The following is a 16,921-nucleotide window of genomic DNA, read 5'->3' on the forward strand; positions in this document are numbered from 1 at the left end:
CGACACGCCCGCGCAGGGCGCGGCGGTGGGCGGCCTGCCGGCGCTGTCGCAGTTCGTCGAACGCGAAGTGCCCGAGGCCGAGCGCGCCCGCGTGTCCGAGGTGCTGCTGCGCATCCTCAACGGCAGCCTGTTCGAGCTCCACAAGCAGGCCGAGGAACAGCTCGGCCGTCCCCAGCCCGTGCCGGGCGAGGCCACGCAGACCTTCATGACGCAGTCGGTGATGTCGCTGTCGGACGCGATGTTCTATCCCTCGCCGGTCGTGATGCAGCTGGACGACTTCCAGCAGGTGCAGGCGAGCGTGTTCCAGGTGACGCGCGCGCCGGGCCAGACCCTGGTCTACCTCGGAGCGGTATTGCTGATCATCGGCGTGTTTGCGATGCTCTACATCAAGGAACGCCGCCTGTGGCTGTGGCTGGAAGCCGCGCCGGGCCGCTCCGAACAGACCCGCGTCCGCATGGCGCTGTCCAGCAACCGCGACACTCCCGACCTGCCCGTCGAATTCGAATCGCTCAAGCGGCGCCTGCTGCATGAGGAGGCCTGACATGAACACCACCACCGCGGACTCGTCCCACCTGCCGTCGCAGTTGCCGTCGCAGTTGCCGTCGCAGTTGCCCTCGCAGTTGCCCTCGCAATTGCCGGGTTCGAGCGAAGCGACCCCCACCCGCTCGCTGGTGATCGGCAAGCACGGCTACTTCCAGGGGCGCAACCTGTTCGACTGGATCTTCGCGGCGCTGGTGCTGATCGGCGCCGGTTTCGCGTTCAGCCGCTACAGCGCCTCGATGGATGTCTACGAGAAAGGCATCCTGGCCGGCGCCACGCCGGCGCTGATCGCGCTGGGCTGGTTCTGGCGGCCGCTGCGGCTGCTGTGCCTGATCGTCGGGGCGGCCAGCCTCTTCGCGATCCAGCTCTACCTGCGCCAGACCGACAGCTTCGGCGCCGACCTGGCGGCGGGCGAGAAGGTCTTCTTCCTGAAGTACATGCTGTCCAGCCAGAGCGCGATCCTGTGGATGAGCGTGCTGGTGTGGATGAGCACGCTCTTCTACTGGATGGGCTTCCTGAAGAAGGACGGCGAGAGCGCGGCCGAGGCCATCGGTACCCGGCTGGCCTGGGGCGCCGTGGGCATGGCGCTGATCGGCACGATGGTGCGCTGGTTCGAGAGCCACCAGATCGCGCCGGACATCGGCCACATCCCCGTCAGCAACCTGTACGAGGTCTTCGTCCTCTTCACCTGGCTGACGACGCTGATGTACCTGTACTACGAGCAGCGTTTCGCGACGCGGGCGCTCGGCGCCTACGTGATGCTGGTGGTGAGCGCGGCGGTCGGTTTCCTGCTCTGGTACACGATGGCCCGCGAGGCCCACGAGATCCAGCCGCTGGTGCCGGCGCTGCAGAGCTGGTGGATGAAGATCCACGTGCCGGCGAACTTCATCGGTTACGGCAGCTTCGCGATGGCCGCGATGGTGGCCCTGGCGACGCTGCTGAAGACGGCGACGCCGCGCGCGCTGGTGATCGGCCTGATCGGCGTGCCGGTGGGGCTGGTGCTGGTGCTGGTGGGCTTCCGCTTCGGCGCGAACGTCACGCCGGAGCTCGCGGCCGGCCTGAACGGCTGGGCCGGCAAGATGGCCGGCGTGGCGGTGTTCCTGGCGGCCAGCGTCGCGCTGCGCGGTCCGCTGACGGCGCGGCTGCCGGCGCTGACGGTGCTGGACGACCTGGCCTACAAGGCCATCGCGCTGGGCTTCGCCTTCTTCACGATCGCGACCATCCTGGGCGCGTTCTGGGCCGCGGAAGCCTGGGGCGGCTACTGGAGCTGGGACCCGAAGGAAACCTGGGCGCTGATCGTCTGGCTGAACTACGCGGCCTGGCTGCACATGCGCCTGATCAAGGGCCTGCGCGGCGTGGTCGGCGCATGGTGGGCGCTGATCGGACTGCTGGTCACGACCTTCGCCTTCCTGGGCGTCAACATGTTCCTGTCGGGGCTGCACTCGTACGGCACGCTGTAAGGCGCGGCTGAGCCTCCCCAAGGGCGGCGTCGGGCGAAAGCCTGGCGCCGCCCTTTGTCATCGTGTGACGCGGCCGTGGCAAGCGGGTGGCGCGAACGGGCCCGCTTCGCCTGGTCGACCGTCACTTCGGGATATGCGGGCGATGCATAAGCCGGACGGCTGACAGTCGGCGGGAGCCAGCGAAGCTGGGGAGGCCCCCCGATGAGCAACTTCTTCCGCACGCACTTCGGCGGGCGATCCGCGCCGTCCACGCCGACGACACCCGCCACGGGAACGGGAACCACCGGGACCACCGGCGCGTCACAGACCCCGCAACAGCCGTCGCAATCCTTCGCGCTGGGCCGTCTGGCCCCGCGCAACAACAACGCGACCTCGCAGGCACGCCCGCGCGCCGCGCCGCCGACACGCACGGCCGGCGGCCAGGCCGCGCCGCTGCAGGCCCAGACGCCGCCGCAGCGGAATCCGGCGGTCGACCACTCCCTGAACCAGGCCCGCGACGCCCACGCGGAAGTCCCGGTGCGCGCCGATCGCCAGGCCCAGGCGAATGCGGTGGAGAGTGCCCGCAACAGCTCGATCCAGGATCTGCAGCAGCGCCACACCGGCGCCGACGCCGAAGTCACGACGTTATTGACGGCCCGGCGCCAGACCGCGACCGATGCGGCCACCGCCGAAAGCACCGCGAATGGCCGGCGGGCTCAGCGACAAAGGGACTTCGATGATCACGACCGTCAGTTCCGAGCGGCCGACGGCGCCACGGCCGGACTGGTGGCCGCGCGCGACGCCGCGCAAAACGATCCTGCCTACACGGCGGCGGTCCAGGCCCGTGCCCTCGCCGATACCGCGCTGACGAGGGCGCAGCAGGCTGCCGCGAATCCACCACCGCCCGCCGCGCCAGCCGCGCCCGGTGCCCCGGCGAATCCACCGCCGCCAACCGCAGCGCAACTGCAGGCCGACGTGCAGCGGGCGCAGGCCGACCTTCGCCGGGCCGACGCCACCTTGCTGCCGCTGCAGCAGGCCCTCGACAACGCACAGACTGACGTCGACAACAACACGAGGGCCCTGGCCACCCATCGCGACGGGCGAGAGGCCGCGCGGGGGCCGCTCGCCGACGCGACGGCGGCACACGTCGCCGCGCAGCAGGTCAGGACCGCCGCGGACCGGGCGGTCACCGTGCTGGAGACGGCGCAGCAGCAGGCCAGTGACGCGCTGCACACCCACCTGGCACCGATGACGGCGCACCGGAACGCCGCGACGACGGCCGCGACCACCGCGGCGACGGCCACCGACGCGCATCGCACCCTGGCCACGCTGACCGCGGAAGTGGCCACGACGACGGAACGTGCGCACCAGGCCGATGAGACCCTCACCACGCGACGCAACGAACAGGCGACGGCCCAGGCCGCCGTCGTCGGACTCGAGGGGCGATTGGACCCGCAGGGTCCGCTGCAGCGGGCGGTCCGCGAGGCGGATCAGTTGGTCCGCAGCCTGGAGACCAGTCTGAATCGGGCAGGCCAACCTGGGCCGTCGACGGGTCCGCAGGTCAATGTCCCCGAGCTCACCAGCCGCCTGCTCGTTGCGCGCGAGACCTTGCGGACCGCCCGGGAGCCGGTGACGCGCCTCGAGGGCGAACTGGACTTGGCCCGCCAGACCTTGACCGCCGCCGACAGGGCGCTTCAGACCGCGACCACGGCCTCGCAGACCGCGCACGATGCGCGGACCGACGCGGTCACCGCGCGGACCACGCATCACACCCAGGTGGCCGTGCCGGCGGATGCCGCCGCGGCGCACGCCGTCACGGTCCGCGACGGCCTCCACGCCGCCGCCGAGACTTCGAAGGTCGCGCTCGATCAGGCGGTGACGCAGCTGTGCGAGACCATGCGCCCCGCGCCCGCCACGCCACCGGCGGACGATCGCTCCGCGGTGAAGAAGAGTGCCGACGGCGTGGGCCGCGCCGTCGAAGCCCTGAAGAACCGCACCGGGCCCGCGAAGCTCGACTTCTCCACCCTCAACTTCAGCGGCTCCACCAACGGCGGCGTGCCGACGCGCTTCCGCGACAGCCCGCCGCCCGCGAACGCGGTCACGACGGCAACCAGCCCGAGTCAGCTGAAGGCCGTCGACAAGAAGGTGAAGACCGCGACCGCCGCCGCGGCCAATCTGCTGAGCGGCGGCGACGTCTCGACGAAGCAGGCCGCGCGCATGCCGGACGCGTTCAGCAACGCGGTGGCGTTCACGACGGAGGTGAGCCGGAAGTTCACCGCGCACACGGCCGGCACCGACGGCGCGCCCACCGCCGCACAGGCCACCGAGGCCACGCCCGCCGCGACCCGGCTGGCGCAGGGGTTGCTGGAACATCCGCGCTCCAACGCCGCGAGCCGGCCCGACGGCCACCCGCTGCGCCACGACGAGGCGCTGCTCATCGCGTCGGTGCTGCGCTCGGTGACGCAGGATCCGGCGCAGGCCGCAGCGGTCTACAACCACATCTGGAATTCACCCCCGCCGGCGCTCTCCAACGTGACCCCGCGCGCCGCCGGCACGCCCTCTCCGCTGGCCGAACCCGGCGCCGAGGCCACCGCGCCCAGCACCGATCCCGACATCCTGCGCATGGCCAACACGGCGCGCCGCGCGCTGGCGGCGACCTCGGGCGGCATGGAAGCGCTGCTCGCGATGCAGGGGCTCAGCCTGCCCGCCGCCGGCCATGCGGACCGGCCCCATGCGGAGCACGCGGTCGAGCACTACAAGCTCAGCCTGCGGGCCGAGGACGCGCTGGTGAAGCTGCTGGGCGTAGGCGGCGCGCAGTCGACGGCGGACATCCGGGCGGCGACCCACACCCCCGAAGCCGGGCAGGCGCGGATGCTCGATGCCAGCTACCTCGGCACCGGCAACGCACGGCGCGACGGGATGGCCCGTCGCCAGGCGGAGCATCGCGCCACCCTGCCGGCGCAGGCGCTGGAATTCGCGCTCGCCAACATGAACCGGGGGCCCGGCGTCGCCGAGTCGGCCCCCGCCATGAAACCCGCCTACGTCGCGCTGCGCAACGGCTTCACCGAGAGCGGCCAGGGCACCGATTTCCATCTGATGGCCAAGCGGCTGAACAAGTTCAACACCTACATCGACCTGGCCTGCAAGACCTCGGTGGCGGGGCCGACGGCGCTGGACAAGATCAAGGACCCGGTCGGCACGATCCGGCGCAAGGTGGGCAAGGACAAGACGCCGCTCAAGACGCTGATGCAGGCGGGCCCGCTGGGATCCAACCTCGGCACCGTGCCTGGCGAGCATGCCAAGCGCCTGACCAAGGCGCTGGACGACAGCCAGACGCAGTTGCGCGGTGACCTGACGACGAAGTACGGCGCGCTGTCGCAGCAGGACCACTCCCGTGGCGTCATGCGTCTCGCCGCGATGCAGTTGTGGGCCGAGCAGGTCCCGGCGGCGTTCAATCCCAAGATCGATCTGACGCAGGGCACGCGGATTTCCCCGGAGGCGGTGATGGCGCGCGCGCAGGCGCTCAACCAGACCCTCGCCGGGGAGGCGGGGCAGCCACCGCGGGCGCTCCACGACGCGACGATGACCCACGAGGCCAGCGCGCACCTGGGCAAGCCGCTGATGGCAAGCACGCTGGATGCGTGGTTCGGCGGCGGCAAGCTGGCCGACTCGTCCGCGACGGTCGCCACGCCGGAGATGACGGCGCTCAACAACGACGTGAAGATCCTGCGCGGCAAGGCCCAGCTGGACAGCAAGCTCGACGACCTGCAGACCCGCTTCGATGCGGCCAGCAAGGAAGACCGCAAGGACATCCTCCGCCAGGTCATGATCTCGGTCGTCGCCGGCGGCGACATGGCGGACTACAGCGACGGCCGCAAGAACGGCATCGGCGGGATGTTCGGCTACCTGGCGGCGCAGGTGGACGGCATCGGCGGCGTGAGCACGGGCGTCACGCCGGTCGGCGAGTTCAACGTCGACCACACGCGCACCGCCATCCTGCGCGCCGGCGTGGCCTCCAACACCGGCGTGATCTACCTGGGCAACGAGACCAAGGTCACCGAGATGCTGGGCGTCGGCGTGCGCGCCGGCGCGGCGCTGGGGCCGGTGGGCGTGACGGGGCAGGTGATGGGGCGCCTCGGCGGCTCCCACCTGTTCAGCGAGGGCCTCATGATCCGCACCAACAAGCAGGGCAAGGAGCACGAGTCGCTGCCGGACGCGGTGAAGCAGGGCACGCAGTCGGACAACTGGAAGCAGATGAGCGAGATGGTCGTCAACTCGGTCTTCGAGATCTCCCAGCAGCCCGCGGCGCAGCGGCCGAAGAACGGCGGCGAGATGTGGCGCGAGATGGTGGGCCGGGTCGGCGACTACCGCGACATCTCCTTCGGCTGGAATGCCGGCCAGAACCACCAGATCAACGGCTCGATCAGCGCCGACGGCATGCTGGGCGGACCGGTCGGCCTGGGCAGCGCCTCGGTGACGGGCAACATCGGGCTCAAGCACACCTTCCTCAACCGCGGCAAGGCGCGCGACACCGGCGGCGCGACCCAGGCGGTGCAGGCCAGCAGCGGCTCGCGGACCTCGCTGGGCATGGGGGCCACGGCGGGGATCTCGCATCCCACCCTCAAGAACCACGACCATCCCGACGTCGGCCTGTTCACGCGGCACAAGGTCGGCATCGAGACCGACATGGTGCTGCAGGCCAAGAACGGCTTCGTGCGCATCACCACCGAGGACGGCAAGGTCAAGCCGAACATCTCCTACAAGCACCGCGAGTTCGGCACGCAGGACGCCTTCTTCAAGCTGGTCAACAGCCAGCCGGAATGGGCGGCCCGCCTGGGCGAGCGCGGACCGGACGGCGCGCTGCGCGGCGGAGAAGAGATGCTGCAGGGCTTCCTCCAGCAGACGGCCAACCTGCCGGCGGGCAACAACCGCCTGTTCATCGAGCGCAAGTGCCTGACGCAGGACGCGGCGGATGCGATCAACGCCTGCATGGAGCAGTTGGCGGTGATCGAGCGCCCGCTGGCGCCGGGCACGACGCCGGATCCGGACGCGGCGGCGCAGATCCGGTCGCTGCAGAAGCAGATCGCCGCGCACGTCAGCGACGAGGGCAGCTGGCAGCCGTTCCGCCTGTTCGTGAACGAGACCAACCAGCGGGTGAAGGAACAGTCGTCGACGGGCGGCGAGATCCGGGCCACGCCGAACAAGGTCGACGACAAGGAGGCGGGGCCGACGGGGATGGCCGAGCGTTTCCTGGGCGGCGGCAAGGTCACGATCGGCGGGAAGATCAACAGCGCCCACGGCGGGCGGGACCTGATCACGATCGATGCGATGCCGGTGAGGGCCTGAGGCGCGCGCGGGCCGCACGGCGTGGGCGCCCCACCGCCCCGGATGCGGGGGCCTTAAGCGCGACCTCATGTCAACAGGCTGCGACTGTCGTAAGGTTCGGGCTTCCCTCCCCCGAAGGTCCGCCATGCATTTCCACAAGCCCCGCGACGGTCGGCGCATCCCGTCCTCCGAGATCACCTCCCGCGAGGTCTACGACAGCCGCCGCGACTGGTTGAAGTCGGCGGGCGCGCTGGGATTGACCGGCCTGGGCCTGAGCGGCCTGTCCGACGCGGCGGGCGCCCAGACGGCCGGCCCCGGCAAGCTGGCCAAGCTGCCCGGCGCCAAGAGCACCGTGGCGGGCGCGACGGTGATGGAAAAGCTGACGGCCTACAAGGACGTCACCTCGTACAACAACTTCTACGAGTTCGGCACCGACAAGTCCGACCCCGCGGAGAACGCGCACACGCTCAAGCCGCGGCCCTGGTCCGTCGTCATCGAGGGCGAATGCGCCAAGCCGGGCCGCTTCGGCCTCGACGACCTGCTGAAGGTCGCGCCCATGGAAGAACGTGTCTACCGACTGCGCTGCGTCGAGGGCTGGTCGATGGTGGTGCCGTGGGTGGGTTACTCGCTGGCGGAGTTGCTGAAGAAGGCGGAGCCGACGTCCAAGGCGAAGTACGTCGAGTTCACGACCCTGGCCGACAAGGCGCAGATGCCGGGCGTCCGCTCGGGCGTGCTGGACTGGCCGTATGTCGAGGGCCTGCGCCTGGACGAGGCGATGCACCCGCTGACGCTGATGGCCTTCGGCCTGTACGGCGAGGTGCTGCCGAACCAGAACGGCGCGCCGCTGCGACTGGTCGTGCCCTGGAAGTACGGCTTCAAGTCGGCCAAGTCCATCGTGAAGATCCGCTTCGTCGAGAAGCAGCCGGTGAGCAGCTGGACCAAGGCGGCGCAGCAGGAGTACGGCTTCTTCTCCAACGTGAACCCGCAGGTCGACCACCCGCGCTGGAGCCAGGCCTCCGAGCGCCGCATCGGCGAGGACGGGCTCTTCGCCAAGCGCCGCCCGACGTTGATGTTCAACGGCTACGAGGCGCAGGTCGGCCAGCTGTATGCCGGCATGGACCTGAAGAAGAACTTCTGATGAAGAAGCGCCATCCGCTGCTGCATCCGGCGGCGAAGGTCGTGCTGTTCCTGCTGTGCCTGCTGCCGCTGGGCTGGTACGTCTTCGGCGCGGTCGCGCAGCCGGATCTGCTCGGCGCGAATCCGGCGGAGACGCTGATCCGCGGCCTGGGCGACTGGACGCTGCGCTTCCTGTGGATCACGCTGGCGGTGACGCCGCTGCGCACCTGGACGAACCAGCCGGCGCTGGCGCGTTTCCGGCGCATGCTGGGGCTGTTCACCTTCTTCTACGCGAGCCTGCACCTGCTGGCCTACGGCTGGCTCGACAAGAGCCTGGACCTGGCCGACATCCTGCGCGACATCGCCAAGCGGCCGTTCATCCTGATGGGCTTCGCCGCCTGGCTGCTGCTGGTGCCACTGGCGGCCACCTCGTTCAACCGCGCGATCAAGGCGCTGGGCGCGGCGCGCTGGCAGCTGCTGCACAAGCTCGTCTACGCGATCTCCATCGTCGGGCTGATGCACTTCATCTGGATGCGCGCGGGGAAGAACAACTTCGCCGAACCCATCGTGTACGGGACGATCCTGGCGGTGCTGCTGGGATGGCGGGTGTGGAAGCTCCTGAAGCGCGTGCAGCGTTGAGCTGATCGAGGAGCGACCCGTGCGCCGACGATGCCATGCGCGGCGCCGCTATGCTCGGCGCCCATGCTGAGCCTCCATCCCGTCTCCGATCGCGACCTCGCCGATCTGCGGCGCTTCGAATTCGACAACCGCGCGTTCTTCGAAGCCCATATCAACGCGAGGCCCGTGCCGTACTACGCCGACGGCGGCATCGAGGCCGCCATCGCGACCGCGCGCCGCGAGGCCGAGGCGGACACGGGCCATCAATTCCTGATCCGCGGCATCGCGGGCGCGCTGATCGGCCGCATCAACCTGAGCCAGATCAAGCGCAAGCACTACCACTCGTGCGAACTCGGCTATCGCATCGCAGAGGCCGAGAACGGCAAGGGCCATGCGAAGGAGGCGGTGCGCCTGGTGCTTGAGAAGGCGTTCGGCGAGTTGGGTCTGATCCGTATCGAGGCCAAGGTTCGCGCCGGCAACTCGGGCTCGATCAAGGTCCTGCAACGCAACGGCTTCACCGAGTTCGGCCGCTCGACGCGCAGCTTCCAGCTCGACGGCGAGTGGGAGGACATGGCGTATTTCGAGTGCCGGGCGCCGGGGAAGTAGCGCAAAGGCATGTCCCCGGCGAAGAACGCATCTGACTCAGAACGCGCTCTTGACGACGCCGCCGTCCACCCGCAGCGCCGCCCCCGTCGTGGCCGAGGCGAGCGGGCTCGCCACGTAGGCGACCAGGTTCGCCGTCTCCTGCGGCGTCGCGAAGCGCTTGATGAGCGAGGTAGGGCGCACATGCTCGAAGAATTCGGCTTCGACCTGTTCGAAGCTCTTCGCGTTGGCCGCGGCCAGGCTCTCGACGAAGTCGCCGACGCCGCGCGACTTCGTCGGTCCCGGCAGCACGCTGTTCACTGTGATGCCGGTGCCCGCGACCGACTCCGCCAGCCCCCGGGACACGGCGATCTGGGCGGTCTTCGTCACCCCGTAATGGACCATCTCTGGCGGGATCTGGATCGCGCTCTCGCTGGAGATGAAGATGATGCGGCCCCAGTTGGCCTGCCTCATCGCCGGCAGCACGAGCCGGGCCAGGCGGACGCCGCTCAGGACGTTGACCTCGAAGAACCGGCGCCAGTCCTCGTCGGGAATGTCTTCGAAGGGCTTGGGCTCGAAGATGCCGAGGTTGTTGACGAGGATCTCGATCCCCGCAAACCGGCGCACCAGCTCCTGCGCCGGTTCGGCGAGGCTCAGGTCGCCCGCGAATCCTTCGGCCGCCGCGCCGGTCTCCGAGCGGATGCGCTCGATGGCCTCATCGACGGCAGCCTGCGTCCGTCCATTGACGATGACCCGCGCGCCTTCCCGCGCCAGGGTGCTCGCAATCGCGTAGCCGATGCCGGCGGTGCTGCCGCTCACGAGCGCGAGCTTTCCATTCAACTGCAGGTCCATGTCGTGGCTCCTTTTCAATCCTGATGAAGGGGACGGTCGCGAATGCCGGAGAGGTCGCTTCGCAGCGAGTCGAACTTTGCGCCAGTTCTTCGAAGGCTGCATAACTCCCCCGGGTGAGCGAGGCATTGCCCTTTCGAGTAATGCAACCTGAGCGATGACCGCATGCCGCCGATACTCGCCCGGTCTTCATCGCCTCATCGCGCTTCATGACCGACCACGACGAGTCCGACACGCCCAGGGAAGTTCCCACCGAGGCACCCGAGTTGCCGCAAGCCCTCGCGGCCAGGCTCGCCGGCTACGCCTGGCACCGCAACCTCGTCGGCGAGGCCGGCGCGAACATCCATCGACTGCATCGCACCGATTCGCCCGCGCTGTATCTCAAGCATGGCGATGGTGACGCGGCGATCGCCATCGCCGATGAATTCGCCCGCCTGCAGTGGTTCGCCGATCGCTGGCCGGTGCCCCGCGTCGAGCACTTCGAATGGTCGGACGGCTCCGCCTGGTTGCTGACCCGCGCCCTCCCCGGTCGCACGGCCTACGAATGGCTCGAAGACGATCCGGATCGAGCCGAGGCGATCGTGACGTCCATCGGTCGTCGGCTTCGCGACCTGCACCAGTTGCCCGTCGATCCCTGCCCGTTCAACGCGAACCACCGCCTGCAACTCGACCTCGCCCGGCAGCGCCTCGACGCCGGTCTCATCGATGCCGACGACTTCGACGACGCCCGCCAAGGGTGGACACCTCAGCAGGTGTGGGAGGCGCTCGGCGCGATGCTTCCGCTTGCGGAGGATCCGGTGGTGAGCCACGGCGACTTCTCGCTCGACAACCTGCTCATGAACGAAGACGGCGACGTCGTCGGCGTGATCGATCTCGGCCGCGCAGGCGTCGCGGATCGCTACCGCGACCTCGCGATCCTGGCGAACTGCCTCGACGAATTCGGCCCGGCGCTGCGCGACACGCTGTTCAGCGCCTATGGCATCGCCGAGCCGGACCTGCGCAAGCTCGACTTCCACCTGTTGCTCGACGAATGCTTCTGAGGCCGCGCCCGGGCAGCGGCCTTTGCTTCAGAGGTGCACGCCACCCGAGACCTCGATCCGCTGCCCGGTGACGAAGCGGTTGCCCTCGCTCACCAGCGCGGCGATCGCGCCGGCGATGTCTTCGGCGACACCGAAGCGGCCCAGCGGCGTGATCGACGCGATGTGCTTCTGCAACTGCTCGTTCGAGCGCAGCAGGCCGCCGCTGAAGTCGGTCGCCACAGCCCCTGGCGCGATGATGTTCACCGTGATGCCGCGCGGCCCGAGTTCGGTCGCCAGGTAGCGGGACAGGACCTCCACCGCGCCCTTCACCGCGCTGTAGATGGCGCGCTCCGGCACGTAGAAGCGCGCCGTGCCGCTCGAGATGTTCACGATCGCGCCCGGGTTCGCGATCAGCGGCACCAGCTGCTGCGTCAGGAAGAACACGCCCTTGAAATGGACGTCGACCAGTTGGTCGAAAGCCGCGGGCGTCGCCTGCAGCGTCGGCTGCGCCACCTGCACGCCGCCGTTGTTGATCAAGACGTCGAAGCGCTCACGGTGCCAGGTCTTGCCCAGCGCGTCGCGGACGCCGTCGACGAACGCGCCGAAGCCGTCCACCCGCGACACGTCCAGCGGCAGCGCCACGGCGACGCGCCCGAGCGCGCCGATCTCGCGGACGACTTCCTCCGCCTCCTCGCGGTGCGATCGGTAGGTCACGATGAGGTCGAAGCCGTCGCGGGCCAGCCGCACGGCAGTGGCGCGGCCGATGCCGCGGTTGGCGCCGGTGATCAGGGCGATGCGACGGGCGGGGGCTGAGGGGGCCGTGGTCGCGGTGTCGGTGACGTCGTTGCTGCTGGTGCTCATGGTCGGGCTCCTTGAAGGCGATGAGGAAGAAGCCCGAATGCTGAGCGCTTCGATCCGACAGATAAATCGCCCAATGTCGACATCACTGTGCAGCTCAATCGCACAATTCAGGGCATTCAGTCCGGAGGACCCATGGACCGCATCGACGCCATGCACCTGTTCACGCGCATCGTGGACCTCGGCAGCTTCACCGCCGCCGCTGAAGAGCTCGACCTGCCGCGCTCGAACGTGACCTACGCCGTCCAGGCCCTGGAGAAGCGCCTCGGTGCGCGCTTGCTGACGCGCTCGACGCGCCACGTGAGTCCGACGCCGGAAGGCCACCTCTACTACGAGCGCTGCCAGCGTGTGCTGGAAGAGGTCGAGCAGGCCGAAGCCGTGCTGGGCGAGGCGGCCCGGCAGCCGCGCGGACGGCTGCGCGTCGATCTGCAGGCCGGACTGGCGGCGGCCTTCGTCTTCCCGCACCTGGGCGACTTCTGCCGGCGTTATCCCGGCATCGAGCTCATCGTCGGCACGGGCGACCGGCTCGTCGATCTGGTCCGGGAGGGCGTCGACTGCGTCCTGCGCGGCGGCACACCGCAGGAGTCGGGACTGGTGGCCCGTCGTATCGCGGAACTCCCGTCCGTCACCTGCGCGAGCCGCGAGTACCTGGCCGCGCACGGCGTGCCGACGAGCCTCGACATGCTGCGCCAGCATCAGGCGGTGAACTTCCAGTCCAGCGCCACGGGGCGCGTCGCACCGTTCGAGTTCCTCGTCGACGGCCGGATCCAGACCCTCACGATGCGCGGCCCCGTCTGCGTCACCTCCTCCCCCGCCTACCGCGCCTGCTGCCTGCAGGGGCTGGGCCTCATCCAATGCCCTCGCTTCGGCGTCGCCTCGCTGCTGGCCTCGGGCGACCTGGTGGCGCTGCTGCCCGACACGCCGCCGCCGCCGATGCCGGTCTCGGTGATGTTCCCCAAACAGCGCCAGATGATGCCCCGCGTGCGGGTGTTCATCGATTGGGTGGTCGAGCGCGTCCAGGAAGGATTGGCGGCGGAATCCGGTTCGCCAAGGCCCCGGACGGGCCGTTCCGGCGCCCATCCGGGATAATCGCGGGTTTGCTGCGGCGCCCATCGGCCGTCGCGGCGCCCGCCTTCCCCGCCCCGCCATGTCCCAGCCCACGCCAGACCGACTGCCCGCCAGCCTGCCCGCGCTCGTCGACGCCGCCATCATCGGTGGCGGTCCGGCCGGCTGCAGCGCCGCGAGCTGGTTGACGCAGCTGGGCCTGAGCGTCGCGCTGATCGAACGTGCCCCGCGCCTATGCGACAGCCTGCGGCCCCTCGACTACCAGCAGGACTGGCTGCTCGGCGCGCCCGGCGAATCGCTCGCCGAACTGGGTGAGCGCTACGCCCGCCACGCCACCGCACAACCTGGCGTGCACACCGTGCTCGGCCAGACGGTCAACACCCTCGACTGGCAGGCCGAGCAGGGCTGGACGCTCTACCTCGACGGCGGTCCCGCCTTCGCGGCGCAGGCCGGCGACACCGCCGAACCTGCCGCCACCGGCAACCTGCGCCCGCTGCGGGCGCGGTCGCTGCTGCTCGCCACCGGCCTGACGCCGCGTCATCCGTCGCCGCTCTACCCTGAGCGGGACCGGCACGATCGCGTGCTCGACGCCATCGAGTTGACCGCCGTCCGCGACCGCCTGCCGCCGGGCAAGGTGCTGCTGCTCGGCGGCGGCGACAACGCCATCGAGAACGCCCTGTACCTTGCCGGTCGCGGTCATGCGGTCACGCTGTGGTCGCGCTCCGAATGGCGCGCGCAGAGCCACCTGATCCAGCAGCTCGATGGCGCGAACGGTTTGCGCCGCCGTCCCGCCCAGGCGCTGCCGACCGCGGTGACCGCGTCCCCGGACGGCGTGACCGTCACGTCCAAGGCCTACGGCGAAGAGCATTTCGATTACGTCGCGGTGCTGCTCGGCTACGAACCCGCGCCTTCGGCCTGGCTGCTGGTCGCCGATGCGCTCCAGCGCGCCGGCGTCACCGCGCCGTCGCAGCCCTTCCGCGATGAACCGCGCTTCGGCGTGCTGGGCCTGTTCGTCGCCGGCGATGCCAGCGGCCGCCAGCATCCCTGCGTGCAGACCGCACTGGGCGACGGCGTCGTCGCGGCCAAGCAGATCGAAGCCTTCCTGCGCCCGCTGCGCGAATCGCAGCCGCCGCCGGCGCTGCGCCGCAACAACCGCCAGGTGATCCACATCAACGGGCTGCGCTTCGGCGCCAACCTCGGCCTGCTCGATTTCGAGCGCGAGGGCCCGCAGCCCATCCTGGTCGACGCCGAGATCAACCTCGGCGCGCAGACCATCGTCTCGCGCGATGCCGACATCGGCCACGTGCTGGACTACCGCCGCGTGCGCACCATCATCATCGACGAGTGCACCGCGGAACACACCGACCTGCTCGAAGCCCTGCTGGGCAAGCTCTGCGTCCGGCTGATGAAGCTGCCCGGCGTGGTGGGCGTGCGCATCAAGGTGACCAAGCTCGAAATCTTCCCCGACTGCCAAGTCGCAATCAGCGCCGAATGTGGCCAGTGGTGAAGATCTGACCCACCCCCTACGCGCTGACGCGCGCCCCCTCAAGGGGGCGGGCCTGGCGGCCCGGCAGAGCCGGTTCCGCGGGCCCTGCTTGATGAATACATTGAGGACTGAACATGACCGACTCGACCACCACCATTGAAGGCATCGATCTGGCCGCCGCGGATGCCGCCGCCAAGAAGCACGCGCACGAGATGAACAAGCTCTCGAAGCGTCTGCACCGCCAGGTCGGCCAGGCGATCGGCGACTTCAACATGATCGAGGACGGCGACAAGGTCATGGTCTGCGTGTCCGGCGGCAAGGACAGCTACTCGCTGCTGGACATCCTGATCAACCTGCGTGACCGCGCGCCGATCAAGTTCAGCATCGTGGCCGTCAACCTCGACCAGAAGCAGCCCGGCTTCCCCGAGGACATCCTGCCCGCCTACCTGAAGTCGCGCGGCGTGGACTTCCACATCGAGGAGCAAGACACCTACTCCATCGTCAAGCGCCTCGTGCCCGAGGGCAAGACGACCTGCTCGCTGTGCTCGCGCCTGCGCCGCGGCATCCTGTACCGCGTGGCGGGCGAGCTCGGCGCGACCAAGATCGCGCTGGGCCACCACCGCGACGACATCGTCACCACGCTGATGCTGAACATGTTCTTCGGCAGCCGCATGAAGGGCATGCCGGCCAAGCTGGTCAGCGACGACGGCAAGAACGTCGTGATCCGGCCGCTGGCCTACGTGAAGGAATCCGACCTCGAGCGCTGGGCCGAGCACCGCGAATTCCCCATCATTCCTTGCAACCTCTGCGGCAGCCAGCCCAACCTGCAGCGCGCCACCGTCAAGGCCATGCTGCAGGACTGGGACAAGCGCTTCCCTGGCCGCGTGGACAACATGTTCACCGCGATGGGCAACATCGTGACCTCGCACATGATGGACCGCGAGCTGTTCCCGTTCGAGACCATCAAGGCGACCGGCGCGCCGGTGGCCGACGGCGACATCGCCTTCGACGAAGACGAGCAGTGCGGCACCCCGGCGCCGGCCACCGGCGTCGTCAACATCATCCGTCCGGGCGCCAAGGGGCAAGTCCCGGCCCCCGTGGACGATGCCGGCGAGGCGTACTCCGCCGCCGACTGAACATAGGTTTACCGAGCCGTCACGCCCTCCGCACGCGCGGGTCAACCGGCTGGGGCCACAATCGTTGCACTGTCACGCCGCACATCGGCGTCGAAGGGGCGTCGCCGGGCGCGGCAACTGCCCGGGTCGACGGTCCATCGCGGTATCCGACTGGAGGTCACCATGTTCACCTTGAATCGTCGAGTCGCCCTGCTGAGCCTAGGCGCCGCGGCTGCGCTGTCGCTCACCGGCTGCGCGGCCCTCAATACCGTCACCGCCGATGCGCAGACCTTCGGCAGCTGGCCGGCGGGTCGCCAGCCCGGCACCTTCGCCTTCGAACGGCTGCCCTCGCAGCAGCGCAACGAGGCCAGCCAGGCCTCGCTCGAGGACGCCGCCCGCGTCGCGCTGCTGAAAGCCGGCTTCACCGAGTCCGCCGACCCGAAGGCGGCCGACGTGGTCGTGTCGCTGGGTGCGCGCGTCAGCCGCTCCGGCCCCGCGCCGTGGGACGACCCGCTGTGGTGGCGCTGGAACGGCAGCTACTGGGGCTGGCGCTACGGCCCGGCCTGGCGTCCGTACTACAGCCGCTGGGGCTATTCGTACCCGATGGACCCGATGATGGAGCGCCGCTACGACCGCGAGGTCGCCATGCTGCTGCGCGACCGCAAGACCAACGAGCCGCTGTATGAGGCGCGCGCCTCCAACGACGGGCTCACCGAGGGCGGCAAGGAGCTCTTCGGCGCGCTCTTCGAGGCTTCGCTGGCCGACTTCCCGCAGACGCGCCCCGAACCGCACCGCGTGAGCGTGCAGCTGACACCGAAGTAGGACGGCCCACCCCCGGTCGGAGCCGTGGGCGCCGGCCGGCACCCCAGCCGGCACCCACAAGCGGCGACAACCGGTCACCGCGACGTC

At 69.7% G+C, this 16,921-nt stretch carries 13 protein-coding genes and 1 pseudogene; 12 read left to right on the forward strand and 2 right to left on the reverse strand.

The features are described 5' to 3' along the window. The 6 genes from VF536_RS01790 to VF536_RS01815 form a co-directional block, all read left to right on the forward strand. Positions 1-541: cytochrome c biogenesis protein ResB (locus tag VF536_RS01790; RefSeq protein ID WP_331613070.1), on the forward strand; the 541-nt coding region annotated here is incomplete at its 5' end. A gap of 1 nt (position 542) precedes the next feature. After that, positions 543-2,000: a c-type cytochrome biogenesis protein CcsB gene (gene ccsB / locus VF536_RS01795; protein ID WP_331613071.1), complete on the forward strand. Its 1,458-nt coding sequence runs from the start codon at positions 543-545 to the stop codon at positions 1,998-2,000. 201 nt (positions 2,001-2,201) lie between these two features. Then, complete coding sequence (locus VF536_RS01800) at positions 2,202-7,325, forward strand: hypothetical protein (RefSeq protein WP_331613072.1); 5,124 nt, start codon at positions 2,202-2,204, stop codon at positions 7,323-7,325. 124 nt (positions 7,326-7,449) lie between these two features. Continuing rightward, the gene (gene msrP, locus VF536_RS01805) at positions 7,450-8,442 is read left to right on the forward strand and encodes a protein-methionine-sulfoxide reductase catalytic subunit MsrP (protein ID WP_331613073.1); all 993 of its coding nucleotides are present in this window, start codon (positions 7,450-7,452) and stop codon (positions 8,440-8,442) included. Beyond that, positions 8,442-9,059, forward strand: a complete 618-nt coding sequence (locus VF536_RS01810) for a protein-methionine-sulfoxide reductase heme-binding subunit MsrQ (protein WP_331613074.1) — start codon at positions 8,442-8,444, stop codon at positions 9,057-9,059. Before msrP ends, VF536_RS01810 begins: the two co-directional genes overlap by 1 nt. Before the next feature lie 63 nt (positions 9,060-9,122). Beyond that, entirely contained in the window at positions 9,123-9,644 is a 522-nt protein-coding gene (locus VF536_RS01815) for a GNAT family N-acetyltransferase (protein WP_331613075.1), read from the forward strand. A 36-nt stretch (positions 9,645-9,680) separates the two neighbouring features. On the opposite strand, the gene VF536_RS01820 is transcribed toward VF536_RS01815, so the two are convergent. After that, complete coding sequence (locus VF536_RS01820) at positions 9,681-10,472, reverse strand: SDR family NAD(P)-dependent oxidoreductase (RefSeq protein WP_331613076.1); 792 nt, start codon at positions 10,470-10,472, stop codon at positions 9,681-9,683. Between the two features lie 206 nt (positions 10,473-10,678). On the opposite strand from VF536_RS01820, the gene VF536_RS01825 reads away from it, so the two are divergent. Beyond that, the gene (locus VF536_RS01825; protein ID WP_331613077.1) at positions 10,679-11,509 is read left to right on the forward strand and encodes an APH(3') family aminoglycoside O-phosphotransferase; all 831 of its coding nucleotides are present in this window, start codon (positions 10,679-10,681) and stop codon (positions 11,507-11,509) included. A 27-nt stretch (positions 11,510-11,536) separates the two neighbouring features. On the opposite strand, the gene VF536_RS01830 is transcribed toward VF536_RS01825, so the two are convergent. Continuing rightward, positions 11,537-12,349, reverse strand: a complete 813-nt coding sequence (locus VF536_RS01830; protein ID WP_331613079.1) for an SDR family NAD(P)-dependent oxidoreductase — start codon at positions 12,347-12,349, stop codon at positions 11,537-11,539. 132 nt (positions 12,350-12,481) lie between these two features. On the opposite strand from VF536_RS01830, the gene VF536_RS01835 reads away from it, so the two are divergent. The 5 genes and pseudogenes from VF536_RS01835 to VF536_RS01855 all read left to right on the forward strand — a co-directional run bounded on the left by VF536_RS01835 (position 12,482) and on the right by VF536_RS01855 (position 16,834). Next, on the forward strand, positions 12,482-13,435 hold the full coding sequence (locus VF536_RS01835) for a LysR family transcriptional regulator (RefSeq protein WP_331613080.1): 954 nt from the start codon (positions 12,482-12,484) through the stop codon (positions 13,433-13,435). 58 nt (positions 13,436-13,493) lie between these two features. Beyond that, a pseudogene (locus VF536_RS01840) lies at positions 13,494-14,465 on the forward strand (FAD-dependent oxidoreductase); the annotation flags it as partial. A gap of 84 nt (positions 14,466-14,549) precedes the next feature. Then, positions 14,550-14,918 carry a dihydroneopterin aldolase gene (locus tag VF536_RS01845; protein ID WP_331613083.1) on the forward strand — a complete coding sequence of 123 codons (369 nt, stop codon included), beginning with the start codon at positions 14,550-14,552 and terminating at the stop codon, positions 14,916-14,918. Positions 14,919-15,031: 113 nt separating this feature from the next. Further along, positions 15,032-16,033, forward strand: a complete 1,002-nt coding sequence (gene ttcA / locus VF536_RS01850; RefSeq protein WP_331613081.1) for a tRNA 2-thiocytidine(32) synthetase TtcA — start codon at positions 15,032-15,034, stop codon at positions 16,031-16,033. Between the two features lie 162 nt (positions 16,034-16,195). After that, positions 16,196-16,834 carry a DUF4136 domain-containing protein gene (locus tag VF536_RS01855; protein ID WP_331613082.1) on the forward strand — a complete coding sequence of 213 codons (639 nt, stop codon included), beginning with the start codon at positions 16,196-16,198 and terminating at the stop codon, positions 16,832-16,834. The last annotated feature ends 87 nt before the right edge of the window (positions 16,835-16,921 follow it).

This window comes from Roseateles sp. (genome assembly GCF_036486225.1).
In the GTDB taxonomy this organism is placed as follows: Bacteria; Pseudomonadota; Gammaproteobacteria; order Burkholderiales; family Burkholderiaceae_C; genus Roseateles.